The following is a 17,466-nucleotide window of genomic DNA, read 5'->3' on the forward strand; positions in this document are numbered from 1 at the left end:
TCTTTTGTCCAGAGAAGTTGCTAGCGTATCAGTTCTCTTCGATGATGACGAAGCCCCAGCGTTCTAGTTCAATGGTTTCGCCTGCCGCCACATGACGTTCGGCCAGCAGCTCCGCTCCGTCTCCGTAAGGATAAACAAAGGTTTGCGGCTGCGCGGAATAGTTGAAGTAATAACGGACGGTTTTTCCGGCTTCGTTTTGGCCCGATTTGACGATTAGCGGGAAGCTCAGCTCTTGATCGCTACCCCATAGTCCCGCTTTGCGGACAGCCCGCTCCAGCAGCTTGCCCATAATTGCGGCGCTTGGCAAGCAGCCGACGTAAAACGCGGTGCCTTGGCCGTAGCCATTTTCAGTAATGGCCGCATATTGTCCCCATTGCGGGTGCTCGTACCAAGCCAATACCTCTGCCGTTGTTGGCGTCAGAAGCTCCATCCAAACATCGATTGTATTGTGTTCTGCGCCGACGCCAAACGGATCATCCTTCAGCGTTACGCCGGAAGGCTCTACGAATTGGCTGTATCGCACGCCGCAAGCATCCCCGATTTTTCCAGGCTGAACTTCGGTGCGAACCTTGATGTGTTCGTTGGAAAATCCGCTTTTGAAGGAATAAACAACGATGCCTCCCCCCTCCACATAAGCGTTGAGGCGGTCAAGCAGCTCGTCCGAAGCTGCATACAACGGAGGAACAATAATGAGATCGTATTGCGCAAGCTCCGTTGAGCCCGGATTCAAAATATCGCAGCCGATGTTCATTTCATACAACCGGTCGTACATCAAACGCATCACATCGTTATAAGCGGTTGCGCCGCCAGGCAGCCTGAACCATTCCATCGAAGTTAACGCTTCATTGCTGACCAGCACCGCAGCTTTGTTTTTCTTTTTCAGATTGATCAGCTTGGAGGACAACTTTGCAAAATCGCGCCCAATTGTTTTGGCCTCTTCATAGGTTGGATTGCTCCCCAAGTCATGGCTCAACAAGCCTTTCCAATAGGTTTCGATGGAATTATGGATGGAATGCCAATGCCAATATTCAACCATGTTGGCTCCGGAGGCCAAGTGGCTAAACGCCTGAAGGCGCAATTGCCCCGGGTACGGCGTCCAATTCGGAAATGCCTGAGCCTGAGTCTCCAGCACAAAATAGTTGTCGCCTTTCAGAGAACGCGTGGAGTCTCCGCCAAAGGAAATTTCTTTTCCCGTCAACTGGTCCTGAGACGGGTGGTAAATATCGACGCCGGCGATATCCAATGCTTTTGCCGCTTCGAAATGGTCAACGGCAGGCTGAACGCCAAAGGAATGATTTCTCCAGTCAAAATCGAAGTTATGGGTCACGAACTGCCCGGGCTGCTTATATTCATTGACAATAGCTGTTTGCCAAGCCAGGAAATCGGTCACGAGCTTTCTTTGGAACCGCGAAAACTCTGCACCCAAGCTGCCGTTGATTGTACCCACGACAGACGGGAAGTCTTCCCAGCTATTAATCCGGTTGCTCCAATAATCAAGGCCAAACTCCCGGTTCAGCGCATCGACGGTTCCGAATTTATCTCTCATGTATTTAACGAATCGAAGCTGGATATTGGGACCGCTTGTATTGTAATGTTTGGTTTCGTTATCCACCTGATACCCAATTACGGCAGGATGTCTGCTTACCCGGCTGATCAGCTTGCGAATAATGCGCTCGGAGTAAAAAAGATACGTCGGGTTAGCGATATCCATAATTTGGCGCGCGCCGTAACGTCCTGGCCCATGCGGGGTTTCGGCCAATACATCGGGATGTTCCTTGACCATCCAGGTAGGAACCGCATATGTTGGCGTTCCCACAATCACGCTGATTCCCGCTTTGTGCATCGCGTCCAACACCCGATCTACGCTGGAGAAATCAAAAACGCCATTTTGAGGCTCGTGGGTGCTCCATGTGGATTCCGCGATACGCACCAGATTAATGCCCGCCGCTTTCATCATTGCAATATCTTCATCAAGCCGCTCATAAGGCATGTATTCATCGTAATAGGCAACTCCATATAGCAATTGCTTCATTCGTATCTCTCCCTTGGGGTTAATCGTTTCAAACTCTATTGTAGAAGATGACGTGACGGGATGAAATAACAAAAACATGCGAAGTCTATCAAAATATTGTCCTCATATGACTTTGCGATTGCTGTATAATAGGGAATAAAGAGCATACTACCATTAATATTATGTCGTTAGGAGTTCATTCTCATGCGCGAGCATATTTTCCTGCCAAAACCGCTATTTCCCCGGCATGTATGCTTTCCGGATTTTATCGGCGGCTACAGTCGATATCCGGAACACAGCGTAAACCGGGAATACCGGACAACGGAGTTTAACCTGGACCGCAACTATAACTTGCATATCGTGTTAAAGGGCAAAGGTTATCTGATGACGGAGGGCAAACGTTACGAGCTGACCGCGGGACAGGGATTTCTTTTTGGACCCGGTTTAAGACAAAGCTACCGGTCGGATCAACAAGATCCTTGGAGTATTGTGTGGGTTCATTTTTTCGGGGAACGACTGGAGGAATTGCTGGACGGCAAAGGTTTGGACGAGCCTTGGCTTTTTTCCCTGTCGGATATGCATCTCATTGATGCATTGATGGATAAACTGCTTGCCGTAGGAAGAACATACCGAATCGAGGACGAATTCAGTCTGGCCTCTACGCTGTATGAAATGTTGATCCGGCTTCAAGCAAGCTCCGATTCGCTTAACGTACCCGTCAATCAGGCGGCAGACAAAATACGCAGCGTAGCCAATTATATTCGTGCTCACAGCGGTGAGCCGTTTACGATTCAGGAGGCGGCTGCGCTTGCGGGATACAGCAGCACCTACTTCAGCCGTAAATTCGGGCAGACCTTCGGCATGTCCTTCCCCGATTTTCTGCTGGAATCGCGCCTGATCCAGGCCAAACGCCTGCTGGCTTCGACCTCTCTGACGGTCAAACAAATCGCCGTCGATACCGGTTTTTCGCAAGCAAGCTATTTTAGCTCCTGCTTCCGGAGCCGGGAAGGGATGACCCCGCTCCAGTTTCGAAGCATGCATCAGAATGATGCAAATTAGTCCATGAATTTCCCCTTATAAAAGGCTCAGCCTTATCATAAGCGCTTCATTTCACTTAGCAAGAGTGTTAACACGGAAGACGATACCTTTTTCTCAAAATGGGCACCGCGACAGCTGCCTTTTGCTCGTCTAGCGGTCAACGATGACCGCTAGAACCCCAAATGGATACATTTGCTTTCGGTAACGGTCATCCATGTCCTTTAGACGCTCAAAAGTCGCGTTTTGGGGGTGAATGTAAGCTTTTACGGTCATGGATGACCTTTAAAAATGGAAATGGCATCAAAACAAGACACTAAAGGTCATGGATGTCCGTTACATGCAGGATTTCTGTAGTATGGGGCTAGCCTCCGGTCCTTGCACTCCACAAAGATGCCGCGTACCGTTTACAAGACAAGTGGGGCAATGGGAAGCCCCTTGCCCCGCAGTGTTTGACCTCAATCGAAGTCATGCACTACTTTCTGCTTTGATCCTATAAAAATTTTCATTGGCCGTCTGCATTTACAGAACACCCATCAATACAGGTATATTTATCTCCGACTTTCTCGCCGATTCGGAAATGTCGCCTAGTGCGACCGCTGCGAAGAAAGTCTAAATCAGATTTTCCGTTCTAATCTATCCTTTGGTTTATGCTTTGCACACAGGCCTCACATACTTAAAATACTGTTCTGGGTCATAATAAAAATACATAATTCTACCGGGTGAAGAATCAAGACTGAAACCCGTTTCAGCATAATCAAAAGCCGCCATTGCCTTTTCAATTTTTTCTTCTACACTGCAATTTTCCTGTTCATAATCAAAGGGTCCATGCTCAAAGACAATATACTGAGATGCCGGAATATCAGCCATAAGCATTTGTCGCGGTACTTCCCCTTTATAGTCAGAAGGAAGTCGTATGCCCCAGCACTCTGTTCGCGGAATCCCCCAATCGCAAAGCCTGCCGTCCGGGTCGTTCATATAAGCCATAAGCTGACCGCTTCCGCAGTTAACTTCGTTCCCGCCTTCGTCGTCCAATTTCCCCTTGATGCTATCGAGCAAGCCGCAAATGGTTTCGTAGTCTTGCCCCGGAATCAGACTTTGCTTTTGCCAAAAATCCCAATAACCGTTACTCTCATCGTTTTTAATATACAAAAATTTGTGTGAGGGTATAGTTACAAAATAAACCTTAACATCCTCTGTTGATTTAATCATACCGATTTCTCCCATTCCTAAAAAGTAGCGGTCAAAAGGGCTTATTTTTGTACGAAGAACGACAGGCTTAGGATTTTTCCGATATTCACTTGGCGTTACGCTGTAAGCGGCCTTGAAAGCTCTCGTAAATGCCTCATGTGATGAAAATCCATAATCAAAAGCAATATCCAAAAGGTTTTTATTGCTATCCCTAACCTCTTTTAATGCAAACGCTAATTTTCTATGCCGCAGATAATCCCTAAATGGCATACCGCATATTTGTTTGAATTTCCTCGTTGTATAAAACTCGGAATACCCCAATTTGCGGGAAATTAAACGTAGTGTCAAGGCTTCATCATTGCAGCCCTTCATGCAATTGTCGATTTCATCAACAATGATTTGAATCTGTTTCTGCCACTCGTACATTTCTATTCACCTCGTTTCAACCACCCTACATCTATTATTAAGGAATAGAGCGGTTAAAGCTTGATTTGACTTGCTGTTATTTTATTTTCCTGCCGGGTTTCAAGCAATAAAAAATAGCGCTCAAACCGTTGTCAGTTTGAACGCCGCTTCAATTCTCAATCAAATGCCTCTTTTAAACCTTCTTAAAGAAATAACGCTGGTAGTTTTTGATATGGCCAAAATAATACCGCGATACTCTCGCAATACGCTTCAGATTGATGTCTTTGCTGTACCAGAGCGTTTTAAACACCTTTTTCTCCCTGTACAAGGAGGCAATTTCAGCGGAGAGCTGCGGATTTGTCACGTATTTTTGCAAAACGATTTTGGGTACGTTTGTCCATAAAGCGGTTTGGGTGCTGTATACGCAGTCCATTTTCTTGCCGTAAACGGCGTTGTCGATTAATGCCTGCATCATGTTGAGGCCCGCTGCTCTGACAAAAAAGCTGCTTCTGCCAAGTCGCGGATTAATTTCGAACAGCATGTATTTGCCGGTACGGCTGTCGTATTTCATATCGATATTGGAGAAACCGACATATCCGATCTCTTCCAGAAAAGCTTTGATTTTCTGGTAAATCGCGTTGTCCGAGCGGGAAATGATGGCTGCGTAATTGCCTAATGTTTTGGGTGAATACTCCTCCAGCACCGGCTGGCCGAGACACATCATTTTGACGTTGCCGTTGTCGTCGGAATAGCTGTTGATTACCCGCATGGAGTCGTCGCCGCCGGGAATAAACTCCTGAATGATCAATTTACCACGGTAATCTGAATTATTCATGCTTCTAACCATCGTCAAATACTCTTCTTTATCCTTGAAAAAGAATACTTTCTTTTTACCTTCAAAATCGCAATGCAAATACTCGTAGGCATTGCTGTTTTCCGGTTTGACTATGATCGGAAACTGAAATTGAAGCTGATGGACGGCAGCTTCTCGTTCCTCCGGAACGCATACAAACGTTTTGGGATAGTCCAAACCGTGTTTTTCGCAAAGCTGATAAAACTTGTCCTTTGTATCCAGCGTATTCAGGAGAGCTTCGGAAATGCAATGGTTTGCGATCAATCCCTTGAAATGGCTGTAGTGCCGCGATAAAAGGCCCGCATAATAATCCGAACAGGAAATAACAACCAATTTGCGATCAGGCGCGGAGTATTTCTCCAGGATGGACAACAGCGCGTTCGGAAATATGTCTTCGCGGTCAAAGTTGTCAATTTGAACCAGGTCAAACAGCTTGCTATGCATAGTCGGAATAAGCAGACGGCTGCACAGCAGCAGCGGCCTGATGCCGTAAGCCTCGTGAAACAATCTGACGTTACCGTATGCATTTTCGTCGCTGCCCAGAATGATGGGCAAAAAATCGTATTTGTTCATGGCGTCTCCTCGTTACAGTAGTACGTATTCTATTTTTTTAATCGGAATCCATCATTTAATAGCCTTCGTTAAGAAGTATACCATCCCTGCCGAGAATGTCTATTATATAAGTTCATTAGAATGATTTATACTGTCATTATTGGTAAATGAAACCTCATTTCATGAACCGGCATGCCAAACCGGAATAAGGGGGATGTACATGACAATTTCGGCATTTCAAAAAAGGCTAGTTTTCGCAATCGCCATACTGCTTCTCTTACTCCCGTTTCTTCAGCCTGGCGTGCTGAAAGCAGCCTCCGACCATGATGCGGGCGGATGGAAAAGCATAGCGGCAGGCGTCACTCATAATCTCGGCGTAAAATGGGATGGCACCGTGTGGAGCTGGGGAGCAGGACCTGCGGAGCTTTTCGGAGACCATACAGGGGCGAGAACCACACAGGATATTCCCCTGCAAATCAAAGGACTAAGCAGCATTATTGCCGTTTCGGCGGGGGGCAGCCATTCGCTTGCGCTCAAGGATGACGGCACGGTTTGGGCCTGGGGCGACAATACGGAAGGCGAGCTTGGGGATGGAACAAAGTCGGTCTACAACGGAGCCACCCGCAGCTATATCGCAAACGAAAATAAAGCGGTCCCAGTGCAGGTCGAAGGACTTCGGGATGTTGTGTCGATCGCATCCGGTTTTGCCGACAGCTATGCGATTAAAAGCGACGGAACGGTCTGGGCCTGGGGCAGCCTCCTGGGAACCAAACCACTTCAGCTGACTGCATTTGACGACATTAAATCCATCTCCGTTGGTTACGGTCATCTCGTTGCGCTGAAGAAGGATGGAACCGTTTGGCAAAGAGATTACGATCTTCCCTCCGTTCGGAATGGCGTATCGCAATCATTAGGCACTCCTACGCTAACGCAAATAAAGGGAATTTCCGATGTTGTTGCCATTGCTGCGGGGGGCGGCACTACGCATGTATTAAGAAGCGACGGCAGCGTATGGGGCTGGGGTTACAACGGAGAAGGCGAGATTGGTGACGGAACTACTTTCGATCGCCCTAACCCCGTCAAAATAACTGGAGTTCAAGATGTAAAAGCAATCGCCTCATCAGCGGGCGGTCCCTTCTATCTCAAGCAGGACGGCAGTGTCTGGTCCAACGGCAGCAACCTCGGCGGGCAGCTTGGCATCGGCTCCTATGAAAACAGACTGAGACCAGGCAAAATTCCGGGTCTTGCCAAAATCAAGCAAATCGCCTCGTCCGGCATCGGATTCCGCGCCATGGCAATCCGGCAGGATCATGCCTTGTTCTCATGGGGCAACGGCTATGTCGGCGACGGGAGCAAATGGTGGCGGACAAGCCCCGTCTGGATCAAAAGCAATGCTGATGATACGTTTGTCGAGACCCCCATTACGGTGGAAGTAAACGGGATTCCCGTGGATTTTGATCAGCAGCCTATCGTCAAAGACGGGAGAACCCTTGTCCCGCTTCGCCAAATATTCGAAGCGTTGAATGCAGAGGTGAACTGGGATGAAGCCGCAAAAACCGTCACAGGAACAAGGGGACAAACATCGGTTAAGCTTGTTATCGGCGCTTCGTCCGGACATGTAAACGGCCAGGCCGTTCCTTTGGAGACGCCTGCCGAAACGGTTAACGGACGGACGCTGGTGCCTGCCCGATTTATAAGCGAAAGCTTTGGCGGGCATGTGGACTGGGACCCGGCCACAAAGACGGTCATGATTAACGTGGACGAGGAAACGATTGCCCATGATCCGATTGCTCAAGACACCCTTGCCAATACCCATCCCTTATTTTCTCCCAATTCCGGTCTCCCGTTAAAATGGGATCAAGCGGTTGGACGGATAATCGGCGCTAACGGTGAGGGATTGCCGGACTTGTATGTATCCATACGTCCTGTTTCCGAAACGACGCCTCTGGCCTCAGCAAGCGTCACCAACAAAGACGGATATTTTACGATATCCGGTCTGCAGAAAGATATGGACTATATTGTGTCTTATCAGCCAACAACCGGTGCGTATAACTCCCCTATTACGCATAATGGTATGCAATATTGGCGCAATCAGCAAGACAGCTTTACGTTTAAAGACTCCGGAAAACTGGAGCCAATTGTATTGGAACCCGTTCAATTAACAGGCAAGCTAGTGGATCAAAACGACAAACCGTTAGAAAATATCCATGTTTGGCTCGAGGACAAAGATGGTAAGAACATCAGCTCGTTTCGTTTTCAGTCGGGAGCTGACGGAACATATTATTTATCGGGCCTAAAGGAAGATGAATCGTACACGATTTCACTGATGAAATTTTACTTTACTGACAAACCTTTGCTAAGCATTGACTATCAGAAGCTGTCGTTTACCTATAAATCATGGAAAACCAAATTGCCGGATATAAAAGTAACAATCAAAGATCTCTAAGTACATTCAACTAAACATTCGTATCGTAAACCTCGTTTTTGGATAAAAAACTCTATCAAGGCCGTTCAAATTCAGACGGCTTTGATAGAGTAAACTTGCCGATAAGGGCTTCAGCCAATCTCTACGAAAGATCAACAACCACTCATTAATGTGGGACACTACCTTGATTATATCTTCATGACTGTACCCGCTTGCTCCAATGATCTTTACTTCTTTGCTCATGATCTGCACCAAGCTTACTAACCCTCCTTAGGTTCCTTATTCGGGCGAATGGCAAACAACGACAGCAAACAAGAGCCAAACGCAATCGCGGCAAACAAATAAAACAACCAGTCCTCCTGCTTCATTAGCGTAGACGCAACCAGCGGGCCGGAAGCAACGCCAATAAATCGGGCGCTGCTGTATAGAGAAGTTATGGTTCCGCGTTCTTCCTTTTGCACTCCCTCTGTAATCAATGCATCCAGGCTGGGAAGCGCTGCCCCGATGCCGACGCCGCCAATAAAAAGCAGAAGGATCAGAAACACAAGCGAGTCGTTTTTTTTCCATCCGCATCCAATCATGGTTGCCGTTAATGCCAGAAGTCCAATTATCGTAAACCATTTCATTCTGGTTTTGTTTTTGCCGATCAATTTCCCCGCTGCAAAGGACGATGAACAAATCGCGAATAAAGGAATGGCGAGTACCAGACCTTTTTTGATATCTTTGATGTGGTATACATCCTCCAGCGAATTGGACAGAAAATACAGAAAGCCAAACATGACGAACATGGCAATGCAACCGATTGTAAAAATGGCGTAAAGCCAGGAACCATTTTGTTTAAGAGTGTCTTTAAGCTTGTGTAGAAAAGCGGCGATTCCCAGCTCTTCACCTTCCTTTTGCTTTGGCGCTTTTACAAAAACGGCAACGGCGGTGATCGAAATGAGCGAAAAAACCGGAATAACGGCTAGAGGAAGAAACCAAAGCGCCATGGCAAGCGCCGATCCAAGCACAGGGCTAATCACTTTGCCGAAGGTATTGGAGGTTTCGATCATGCCAAGCGAGCTGCTGACTTCATCCTCGCTCTTGAACATATCGCCCACAAGGGGAAGCACAATTGGGAAAGCGCCCGCCGCTCCTATCCCTTGAACGAACCTCCCGGCCAATATGGTCCAATAGGCCCCACTGTCAAGCAACCAGGCGCCAAGCCCGGAGACGACTCCCCCCGCAGCCGTAATACTGAGTCCGATCAAAATGATCTTTTTTCTGCCGTACCGGTCGGACAGATAACCCGCGATAGGAATACACAGAATAGAAATCGCCGCGTAGACCGTTATAATGAGGCTTGTCTGCACTGCAGAAACCCCCAGTTTTTTTTGCATGAGCGGCAGAACAGGGATAAGCATGGAGTTGGCAAGCGTCATAATGAGCGGAATAGACGCCAATGCCGCCAAATCCCGTTTCTTCTTTTCCATTACCATGATTCCTCAATTCTGCATGTTGGATTTTGTCTTTCCGTTGACCTACACCTCAATAACGACTGGTAAAATCATGGGGCGCCGGCCGTTACGAGCGAATATGAGCTTGGCGCTGGTTTCCCGTATTTTATGCTTCAAAACCGACCATTTGCGATTTTCGACATCCAGCAGTCCATAGATGTCTTCCTTTATTTTTTCGTTCAGCTCGGATAACAGCGCTTCTGATTCCTTGACATGGACAAAGCCCCGCGTAATGATGTCGGGACCGGACAACAAAGTACGTTCGTTGCTGCTCAGCGTAACCACAACAATAAGTATGCCGTCTTCAGCCAGATGCCTGCGATCGCGCAAGACGACTGTGCCCACATCTCCGATGCCCAAACCATCCACCAGCGTATTGCCGGCAACCACCTTTCTGGTTTGTGTCACGTCATGTTGATTATTTTCCCTAACAACGTCCAGAATATCTCCGTTTCTCAATATATATATGTTTTCTCCATCTACGCCAACGGATTCTGCCAATTGCTTATGCTGGAACAACATCCGGTATTCGCCATGGATGGGGACAAAATAACGCGGCTTCATCAGCGTAAGCATCAGCTTCAGCTCTTCCTGGCTGCCATGGCCCGAGACATGCATCCCGGTAGCGGAGCCCGAACCGTGGATAACGTTGGCCCCGCGCAAATACAGCCCATCCAGAACGGAGGCTACATTGCGTTCATTGCCAGGAATCGGCGAAGAGGCAAGGATAACCGTATCTTTGGGAAGAAGCTCGATATGGGGATGTCTGCCGCTTGCCAGACGGGACAAAGCTGCCATGCTTTCTCCTTGGCTTCCCGTACAAAGCACGGCGACCGAATCTCTTGGCAGCCCGCTGGCGTCCTTCGCTTCAATCAGCATGCCTTCCGGCATATTCAAGTAGCCATGCTCCAGCGCAACCTTAACAACGTTAATCATGCTCCGTCCCAGAAGCGCCAGCTTGCGATTGGTTTGCATGGCAGCGTCAATGACCTGCTGCAGCCTGCTCACATTGGATGCAAACGTCGATAAAAAAATGCGGTATTTCGCCTTTTGAAAGGCTTCCATAATTTTGTCGCCCACGATGCTTTCGGAAGGTGTAAATCCCGCGCGTTCGGCGTTTGTGCTTTCAGAGAGGAGAAGCAGTACGCCGCTTTCGCCAATCCGGGCCATTTTATGGATTTCCGGATATTGGCCGTTGGATGGCGACAGATCGAATTTGAAATCGCCAGTATGAACAATGCGTCCGACGGGCGTGTCGATGACAATGCCCAAGCAATCAGGAATACTGTGATTGGTGCGGAAAAAGCTAAGCTGGAGTTCGCCTAAGACCATCTCTGACGCTGGCTTTATTTCGTGAAGCGCCGTTTTTTTCAGGCGATGCTCCTTCAGCTTCAGTTCAATTAAACCTAACGTCAGTCTTGTCGCATAAATCGGAATATTCAGCTGCTTGAGAAAATAGGGAATACCTCCGATATGATCCTCATGACCATGGGTAATGACAAGCGCGCGCACCTTATGTTTATTTTGAAGCAGGTAACTGATATCCGGGATGATTAAATCAATGCCAAGCAAGCTTTCGTCCGGAAACTTGGAGCCGCAATCAATCACGATAAGGTCGTCGTCGTATTGAACGACATACATATTTTTCCCGATTTCAAATACGCCTCCAAGGGCCAGCACCGACAACCTTCCTCTCCCTTCGGAGTCGCTCTGAGTCTGTGCTGAAACGTCTAGCGGGATGTTCACTGAGGTATCCGATTCCATACAATCCCCTCCGCTGTATATTCATTATCTTAAATTTCAAGAAATTCGCATGGCGACCCGAACGAGTCCCTTATGGATAGTATTTGTATCTACGTTCACGGAATATACCGTACTGGCCTTGACGCTCTGCCGCTGTTGTCCGTTTGACAGCTTGTATAATGGCGCACAAAAATAATTACGCATCAAAAAAGCCGGCTGCGCCGGCTTCTATAATGGTCAAGGTAGTCTTCCCTCATTAGCGGGAACTGACGCCACTGTATTCTGTCGCCTCAGTATTAGGGTCGAATTGATAACCAGATTGGGATCGGGAGAGGTGCGCGCCACGATCTCCCACCCTTGCTCCATTAAAGCCCCTTCGTCAATCGCTTCATATCTGATTTGCCGCATGCCCTCGGCGGTCCTAATCGCCACAATAGGATTGCGGGAGGTTTCGCGAATTCGCGCAAGCACCGCCGATTTATTGCGAACCATACTTGCAACAACGATAATGCTGAAGGGACTATAATGAAACTCCTCTCCCTTTCCCAACGCTACTTTTACGCTGTGACTTAAACCCGCTTGGTTCAGCAAAAAACAGGAGGATTCATACGCGGCCAAATCGTTGTCAAGGCAAATGATCTCCGCTCCGCAGCATTGATGGAGAATAATAGAAGTTAACGGCATGGGGCCGCTGCCCACAAAAACAATCGGCAATTCAGCCCTATGCCCCGCATGGTCAAAATAAGGTGAAAGCGCAGCCAGTTCAGCAGCAACTAACGACTTGTAAATGCCCCAATACGGCAGTCTCTCAAACTGCTGCTGAAGGAAATCCGTCGACCGGGAAAAATGGCGGGAATCCGCCAGCTCCAATTCAAATTCGGCCCTTGCCAATTTTTCTCGCAGCAATGCCTGATGGTCAACCATGTAGGAATCCCTCAGAACGGCGTTAACCTCATGGGGTGAATAGTCGCTTTGCAATAACAGGGACAGCCGCTTTATTGCTGTCCCGACCGCTTTATTGGCAGGCGTCAAATCCTCTTCCCGTTGGAGAAGCTCATTCGTCTCGCGAATGGCGTCCAGTAAGACGGCTATCTTTTTCGAGCTTGCCGAATTGCCGTTATTCCTTAAATCTCTTGCAGCTAAATTCTCTATTTGTCCAATCTCCATTGCCACAATGCCTCCTCCTCTACTCTATACGGAATATATTCAACGATTCCGATTTGTAGACGAGGGTAAAGGCTACACCAATATCCAAGCGGTTCCGCGGTTCAAATCATGACTCAAAGCGCATGCTCCGCCTTTCATACAGCCAAACCAGCAAGGCCAGCCCGCTGACCGTTCCTCCAAGCCAACACAGGCCCTCCCATCCAAACCAGGCATACATTTGAGTGGACAAAATAGACCCGGCAGCGCTTCCGATGGAATAAAAAATCATATAGGCTGCTGTCAATCGGCTTTGAGCCTCCGGCCGGGCTTTGTAGATCAAGCTCTGATTCGTAACGTGTACAGCCTGCACGGCCAGATCCAGCAAAACGACGCCTATGACCAAAAAAACGATCGAATGGTGCAGCAGCCCAATCGGCAGCCATGCAAGCAGCAGCAGCGTTAGCGAAATCCCTGTCACCCTTCCGCTCCAGCCCAGGTCGGATAACCGGCCAGCATGGGCCGCGGCGAATGCACCCGCCGCCCCGGCAAGTCCAAAAGCGCCTATCGCCGAATAGGACAGCGACAACGGCGGGCTGCTTAACGGCAATACCATTGCCGTCCACAGTGTACTAAATGCCATAAAAATCAGCATGGCTAACAGAGAGCGTATACGCAGGACCGGCAATTCCTTATACAGCCGAAACAGCGATGCAACCATCCCGTCATACCCCAGCTTGGAACGCGCCGCATTCTCTTTTGGAAGCAGCAGGTAAAGAGCAATGCCGCAAATCAACTAAGCATGGAGGAAAATAGATAGACGGAGCGCCAGCCCAGCCAATCATTGAAGGTTCCGGCTATCGTGCGCGCAAGCAATATGCCGATCACGATACCGCTGGTGACAAGCCCTACCGTTCTCCCCCGGTCTGCCGGACGGCTTAAAGAGGCAGCGGCGGCAACCATTGTTTGAGCAACAACGGCGAATAATCCGACAAATCCGATTCCCGCAAACAAAACAAGCCGGGATGGAGCAGCGCCCACTGCCAGCAATGCTCCGGCAGAGAACAGCATTTGCAATGCAATAAGCTTCCGGCGATTCACCAGGTCTCCGATCGGTACTAGCAGAAGCAAGCCGGCTGCATAGAAGAGCTGGGTCGCCGTCACAATGAAACCAACCTCAGAATAAGAAATGCTGAATTCGTCGCCAATGGAGTCCAGCAAAGGCTGGGCAAAATAAATATTGGCCACGGAAAGCCCGCTGCTGATTGCTAATAGAAGCACCAATAAGGATGACATTCCCTTCTGTGACTGTTCGAGGGTAAAACTCGGATAGGAATTGGGCTTCATGTTGGCAAACACCTTTCTGTTACTAAATCTTTTTTGTATCGATCGGTACGTTATGTTTTGTATTCTAAGCGGCTTTATTAGCTTCTGTCAACATTGGTGATCCATTAAAATAAATGAAAAGCTCATATATTCAAGTTTTCTTGACACCAAAAGAAGATAGAGCTAAGCTTAAATAAAATACTGACTGATACAGAAAAGGAGGAGGACATGGCACGGCAACGCGAGTTTAATGTAGAGAAGGCTTTGGAAGCAGCGATGGAGGTATTTTGGGAAAAAGGATTTGAGGCGGCTTCGCTTAGCGATTTGACTACGGGAATGGGAATCCAGCGTCCAAGTCTATATGCGGCCTTCGGAGACAAAAAGGAGCTGTTTGAGGCGGCTTTGCGCCGGTACAATGCCTGGCATGCCTCCAAAATAAGAGCCCTGCTTCAGCAAGGATTATCAGTGATTGATTCGTTCCGGCATTTGCTTCAACAAATGGGATCAGGCACGGATCAAGAGTCGGATATCGAGCGAGGTTGCTTTTGCATTAATACGATGGTGGAGATGGCGCCGCATGACTACAAATTTGCGGTGCTCACCCGCGAGCACCAAATGTATCTTGCGGCGATTTTTAGAGAGGAGATTACAAGAGGACAACAAAGCGGTGAAATCGATGAGGAATTAAATGCCGAAGCTATCGCCAACAGTCTGGTTGTGTCCGTGATCGGCTTGACGGTTATGACAAAAGCGAACCCCGATCCCGCTATGATGGAACAATGTATCGAAACGGCGCTTTCTTTGCTTGCTCGCAATTAACGGCGGCTCTGGCATATGAAAATTCCATGAAAAAGGGGCTGTTCAGCCCCTCTTTTAAAGCATTTTTTGGTATTTATTGAATCCGTTTATTGCGCCAACAAACGCATAGCCGTTGCTCGCATAAAATTCATTGAGTTTGGTGTTCCATGCGATACAATCCAGCCTGATCCGGTCTTTCCCCTCGAAAGAAACGCCGTCTTCGATCCATGCCAATATGCCAGGTCCGATCCCTTGTCCCGAATAACGGCGGTCAACAACCAGCCGATGCAGATACACCGAGGTATCGTGATGGTCATCGTTTTTGCCCCAAAGCTCAAAATCCCAATCACTGGGCTGTTGCTGCAAAATACAAGCACCGGCTACCCCGCCGTCTTGTTTGGATCTAAAAACGATCACTTCCCCGCGGGAAATGGCTCCCGGTACATTGTGGCTGTCCTCTCCCTGCAATATTTTTCCCCATTGCGGAATTCCCTGGCTTTTTAACCAGACTGCTATGTTGAAGATCGTTTCACTGATCTCTTTTACATCACCCGAACCTGCTATATCAGCCGATACATTTTCATTCATATTGTTTTTTATGATTTTGATTTGTCCCATACGCCACCTCGATTAGTTGTGTTATTGCTATTGTAGCATGCAAGGCAACTCTTTCTTAATTAAGAATAAGCAAAGCCATTTAAGGCTGGCGCAGAGGCAATTGAATCGTAATGGAGCTGCCAAATCCTAACGTCGATTCAACGCTGATGCTGCCGCGATGCGCCTGCACGATTGTATTGGCAATGCTCATCCCTAGGCCCGAACCTGCGCTAGTTTGCCCTGTGCTTGTTCCCCTGTAATAGGTTTCAAACAATTTTTGCTGCGTTTCTTCATCCATGCCTTGGCCGTTGTCGCTGATCGCGATGCATGCCATTTCTCCTTGATCGCCAGCACCATCGGTTGGGGCAGGCAGCTTCCCTACGGCAACCGAAATGAGAATGCCCGGTTCGTTATGCTTGATCGCGTTAACAATGACATTATCCAGCAGACGCTGAAGCAATTTGGCATCCCCGTTGATGTAAAGCTCCTCATCCGCCGTTACACACTCTAATTCCACGTCATTCAGCGTCGCATCATTGACATAACGCAGCACAACGCGCCTAACCAGCTCATTAACCTCAATGGCAGCCGTATCCATTATAACCGGTCCACGCTTCAGCTTTTCCAGCAATGAAAAATCCTCAATCAGCTCCAGCATATAATCGCTTTTTTCTCTGATCATCGATCCCATGTTCCGCAATTGCTCCTGGTCCCAGCCATGCGGCTCCCGTTCCAGTATATAACCATACCCTTGAATCGTCGAAAGAGGCGTGCGCAAATCATGCGAAATGCCGCTCATCCACTGAATTCGGTTCCTCTCAAATTGCTGGCGCTGTTTTTCCGTCCTAGACATTTGCTCGGCCATATTCATAAAAGCGTCGATCGTTTCCCGGAACAAGCGAAACCGGATTTTCATTTTTCCGTTTGCCCGATATATCTTCTTTTTTTCGATTTGCAAGGCTTGAAGACCTTTCTCGGCATTGTTTAATTGACCAAACCAGTGGCCAAGCAGCAGCATGGGCTGCGCATACCGGTAGCCGTGCCACAGTGACAGTCCGGCTAACAGTACCAGGATAAACAAGGCAACAGCAAGCAAATAACGGATCATAAGCTGAAGCATGCTGAGTGCATCTTTAGGACTTGGAATGGCTTCATCGTCCTGTAGCATCCAAATATAAGGGGCGTCTACAGCTGCTATAATTTCTGCTCCTCCCGGACTTGCCCATCGGGTTTGCATTTCATAGATTTGCAGAGGGCTAAACCCGGACTGCATCTCTTCGCCGCCCGCAGCCTTGCCAAAAGACTGGAGGATCTCCCCATCATCTCCTGCAATGTATAAGGAAGCCCCGGTAGCAGCAAGGGCCGCCTTCAGTTCGGTTTTATGCTTGTCCGGTACCAGCCCGCCTTCCTCATAAGCATTGTATAATTGCTGAAGGGATTCACGGCTCGGACGCTGATAACCAACGAGGAACAGGTATTGCTCCCCAATTGTCAGTTCATCCAGCTGACCATTAACTTCGTACTTCCCCAAACGCCCCGCATGTTGGATATCAAGCAACTCGGGGGCTGAATACCTATCCGGAATATCGCCGGGCGAGTTAAAGACATGCTTGACAAAACCGTCTTGATCTACGACCTGCACCCACATTTCATGCTTCATTAATAACTCTTCGACAAAAGGGCTTAAAAAAATGTCATCGCCTTTACTATAAGCTTCCATAAGAACACTATCGATCGATCCCCTTGAAAAATTATGCTCCAGCTCTTTATCCGAAATATAATCCAATATCAGAAACAAAGCCACAATAAGCAAAAGCGCTAAAAAAATCGTTGTCAGCACAAGCTGGTAGATGAAGTGAAAGGCCAGCCTTCTCCGCAGGGACTTCACCTG

At 48.2% G+C, this 17,466-nt stretch carries 11 protein-coding genes and 1 pseudogene; 3 read left to right on the forward strand and 9 right to left on the reverse strand.

Annotated features, from left to right (window positions below):
- Window positions 1-28: 28 nt before the first annotated feature.
- A complete protein-coding gene (locus ACX93W_RS07205) occupies window positions 29-2,032 on the reverse strand; it encodes a beta-galactosidase (protein ID WP_459391611.1) in 2,004 nt (667 codons plus the stop codon).
- A gap of 183 nt (window positions 2,033-2,215) precedes the next feature.
- Between ACX93W_RS07205 and ACX93W_RS07210 the strand changes: the two genes are divergently transcribed.
- On the forward strand, window positions 2,216-3,070 hold the full coding sequence (locus tag ACX93W_RS07210; RefSeq protein WP_459391612.1) for a helix-turn-helix domain-containing protein: 855 nt from the start codon (window positions 2,216-2,218) through the stop codon (window positions 3,068-3,070).
- Between the two features lie 624 nt (window positions 3,071-3,694).
- Here the strand turns inward: ACX93W_RS07210 and ACX93W_RS07215 are convergent.
- Together ACX93W_RS07215 and ACX93W_RS07220 are read right to left on the reverse strand one after the other, a co-directional pair.
- Entirely contained in the window at window positions 3,695-4,663 is a 969-nt protein-coding gene (locus ACX93W_RS07215; RefSeq protein ID WP_459391613.1) for a helix-turn-helix transcriptional regulator, read from the reverse strand.
- Window positions 4,664-4,835: 172 nt separating this feature from the next.
- Window positions 4,836-6,068, reverse strand: a complete 1,233-nt coding sequence (locus ACX93W_RS07220) for a carboxylate--amine ligase (RefSeq protein WP_459391614.1) — start codon at window positions 6,066-6,068, stop codon at window positions 4,836-4,838.
- Between the two features lie 199 nt (window positions 6,069-6,267).
- Between ACX93W_RS07220 and ACX93W_RS07225 the strand changes: the two genes are divergently transcribed.
- Window positions 6,268-8,493 carry a stalk domain-containing protein gene (locus ACX93W_RS07225; protein ID WP_459391615.1) on the forward strand — a complete coding sequence of 742 codons (2,226 nt, stop codon included), beginning with the start codon at window positions 6,268-6,270 and terminating at the stop codon, window positions 8,491-8,493.
- 239 nt (window positions 8,494-8,732) lie between these two features.
- On the opposite strand, the gene ACX93W_RS07230 is transcribed toward ACX93W_RS07225, so the two are convergent.
- From ACX93W_RS07230 to ACX93W_RS07245, 4 genes and pseudogenes are all read right to left on the reverse strand, one after another.
- Complete coding sequence (locus tag ACX93W_RS07230; RefSeq protein WP_459391616.1) at window positions 8,733-9,944, reverse strand: MFS transporter; 1,212 nt, start codon at window positions 9,942-9,944, stop codon at window positions 8,733-8,735.
- Window positions 9,945-9,992: 48 nt separating this feature from the next.
- Window positions 9,993-11,732, reverse strand: coding sequence for a ribonuclease J (locus ACX93W_RS07235; protein WP_459391617.1), 1,740 nt, complete (start codon window positions 11,730-11,732; stop codon window positions 9,993-9,995).
- A 216-nt stretch (window positions 11,733-11,948) separates the two neighbouring features.
- On the reverse strand, window positions 11,949-12,878 hold the full coding sequence (locus tag ACX93W_RS07240) for a nicotianamine synthase family protein (RefSeq protein ID WP_459391618.1): 930 nt from the start codon (window positions 12,876-12,878) through the stop codon (window positions 11,949-11,951).
- A gap of 106 nt (window positions 12,879-12,984) precedes the next feature.
- Window positions 12,985-14,201, reverse strand: a pseudogene (locus ACX93W_RS07245) (MFS transporter).
- Between the two features lie 207 nt (window positions 14,202-14,408).
- On the opposite strand from ACX93W_RS07245, the gene ACX93W_RS07250 reads away from it, so the two are divergent.
- Window positions 14,409-14,999 (forward strand): TetR/AcrR family transcriptional regulator, encoded by a 591-nt coding sequence (locus ACX93W_RS07250; RefSeq protein ID WP_459391619.1) that lies wholly within the window; start codon window positions 14,409-14,411, stop codon window positions 14,997-14,999.
- Window positions 15,000-15,053: 54 nt separating this feature from the next.
- On the opposite strand, the gene ACX93W_RS07255 is transcribed toward ACX93W_RS07250, so the two are convergent.
- Both ACX93W_RS07255 and ACX93W_RS07260 read right to left on the reverse strand, forming a co-directional pair.
- A complete protein-coding gene (locus ACX93W_RS07255) occupies window positions 15,054-15,596 on the reverse strand; it encodes a GNAT family N-acetyltransferase (RefSeq protein ID WP_459391620.1) in 543 nt (180 codons plus the stop codon).
- Between the two features lie 79 nt (window positions 15,597-15,675).
- Complete coding sequence (locus ACX93W_RS07260; RefSeq protein ID WP_459391621.1) at window positions 15,676-17,463, reverse strand: sensor histidine kinase; 1,788 nt, start codon at window positions 17,461-17,463, stop codon at window positions 15,676-15,678.
- Window positions 17,464-17,466 lie beyond the last annotated feature (3 nt).

Source organism: Paenibacillus sp. CAU 1782, from assembly GCF_054551715.1.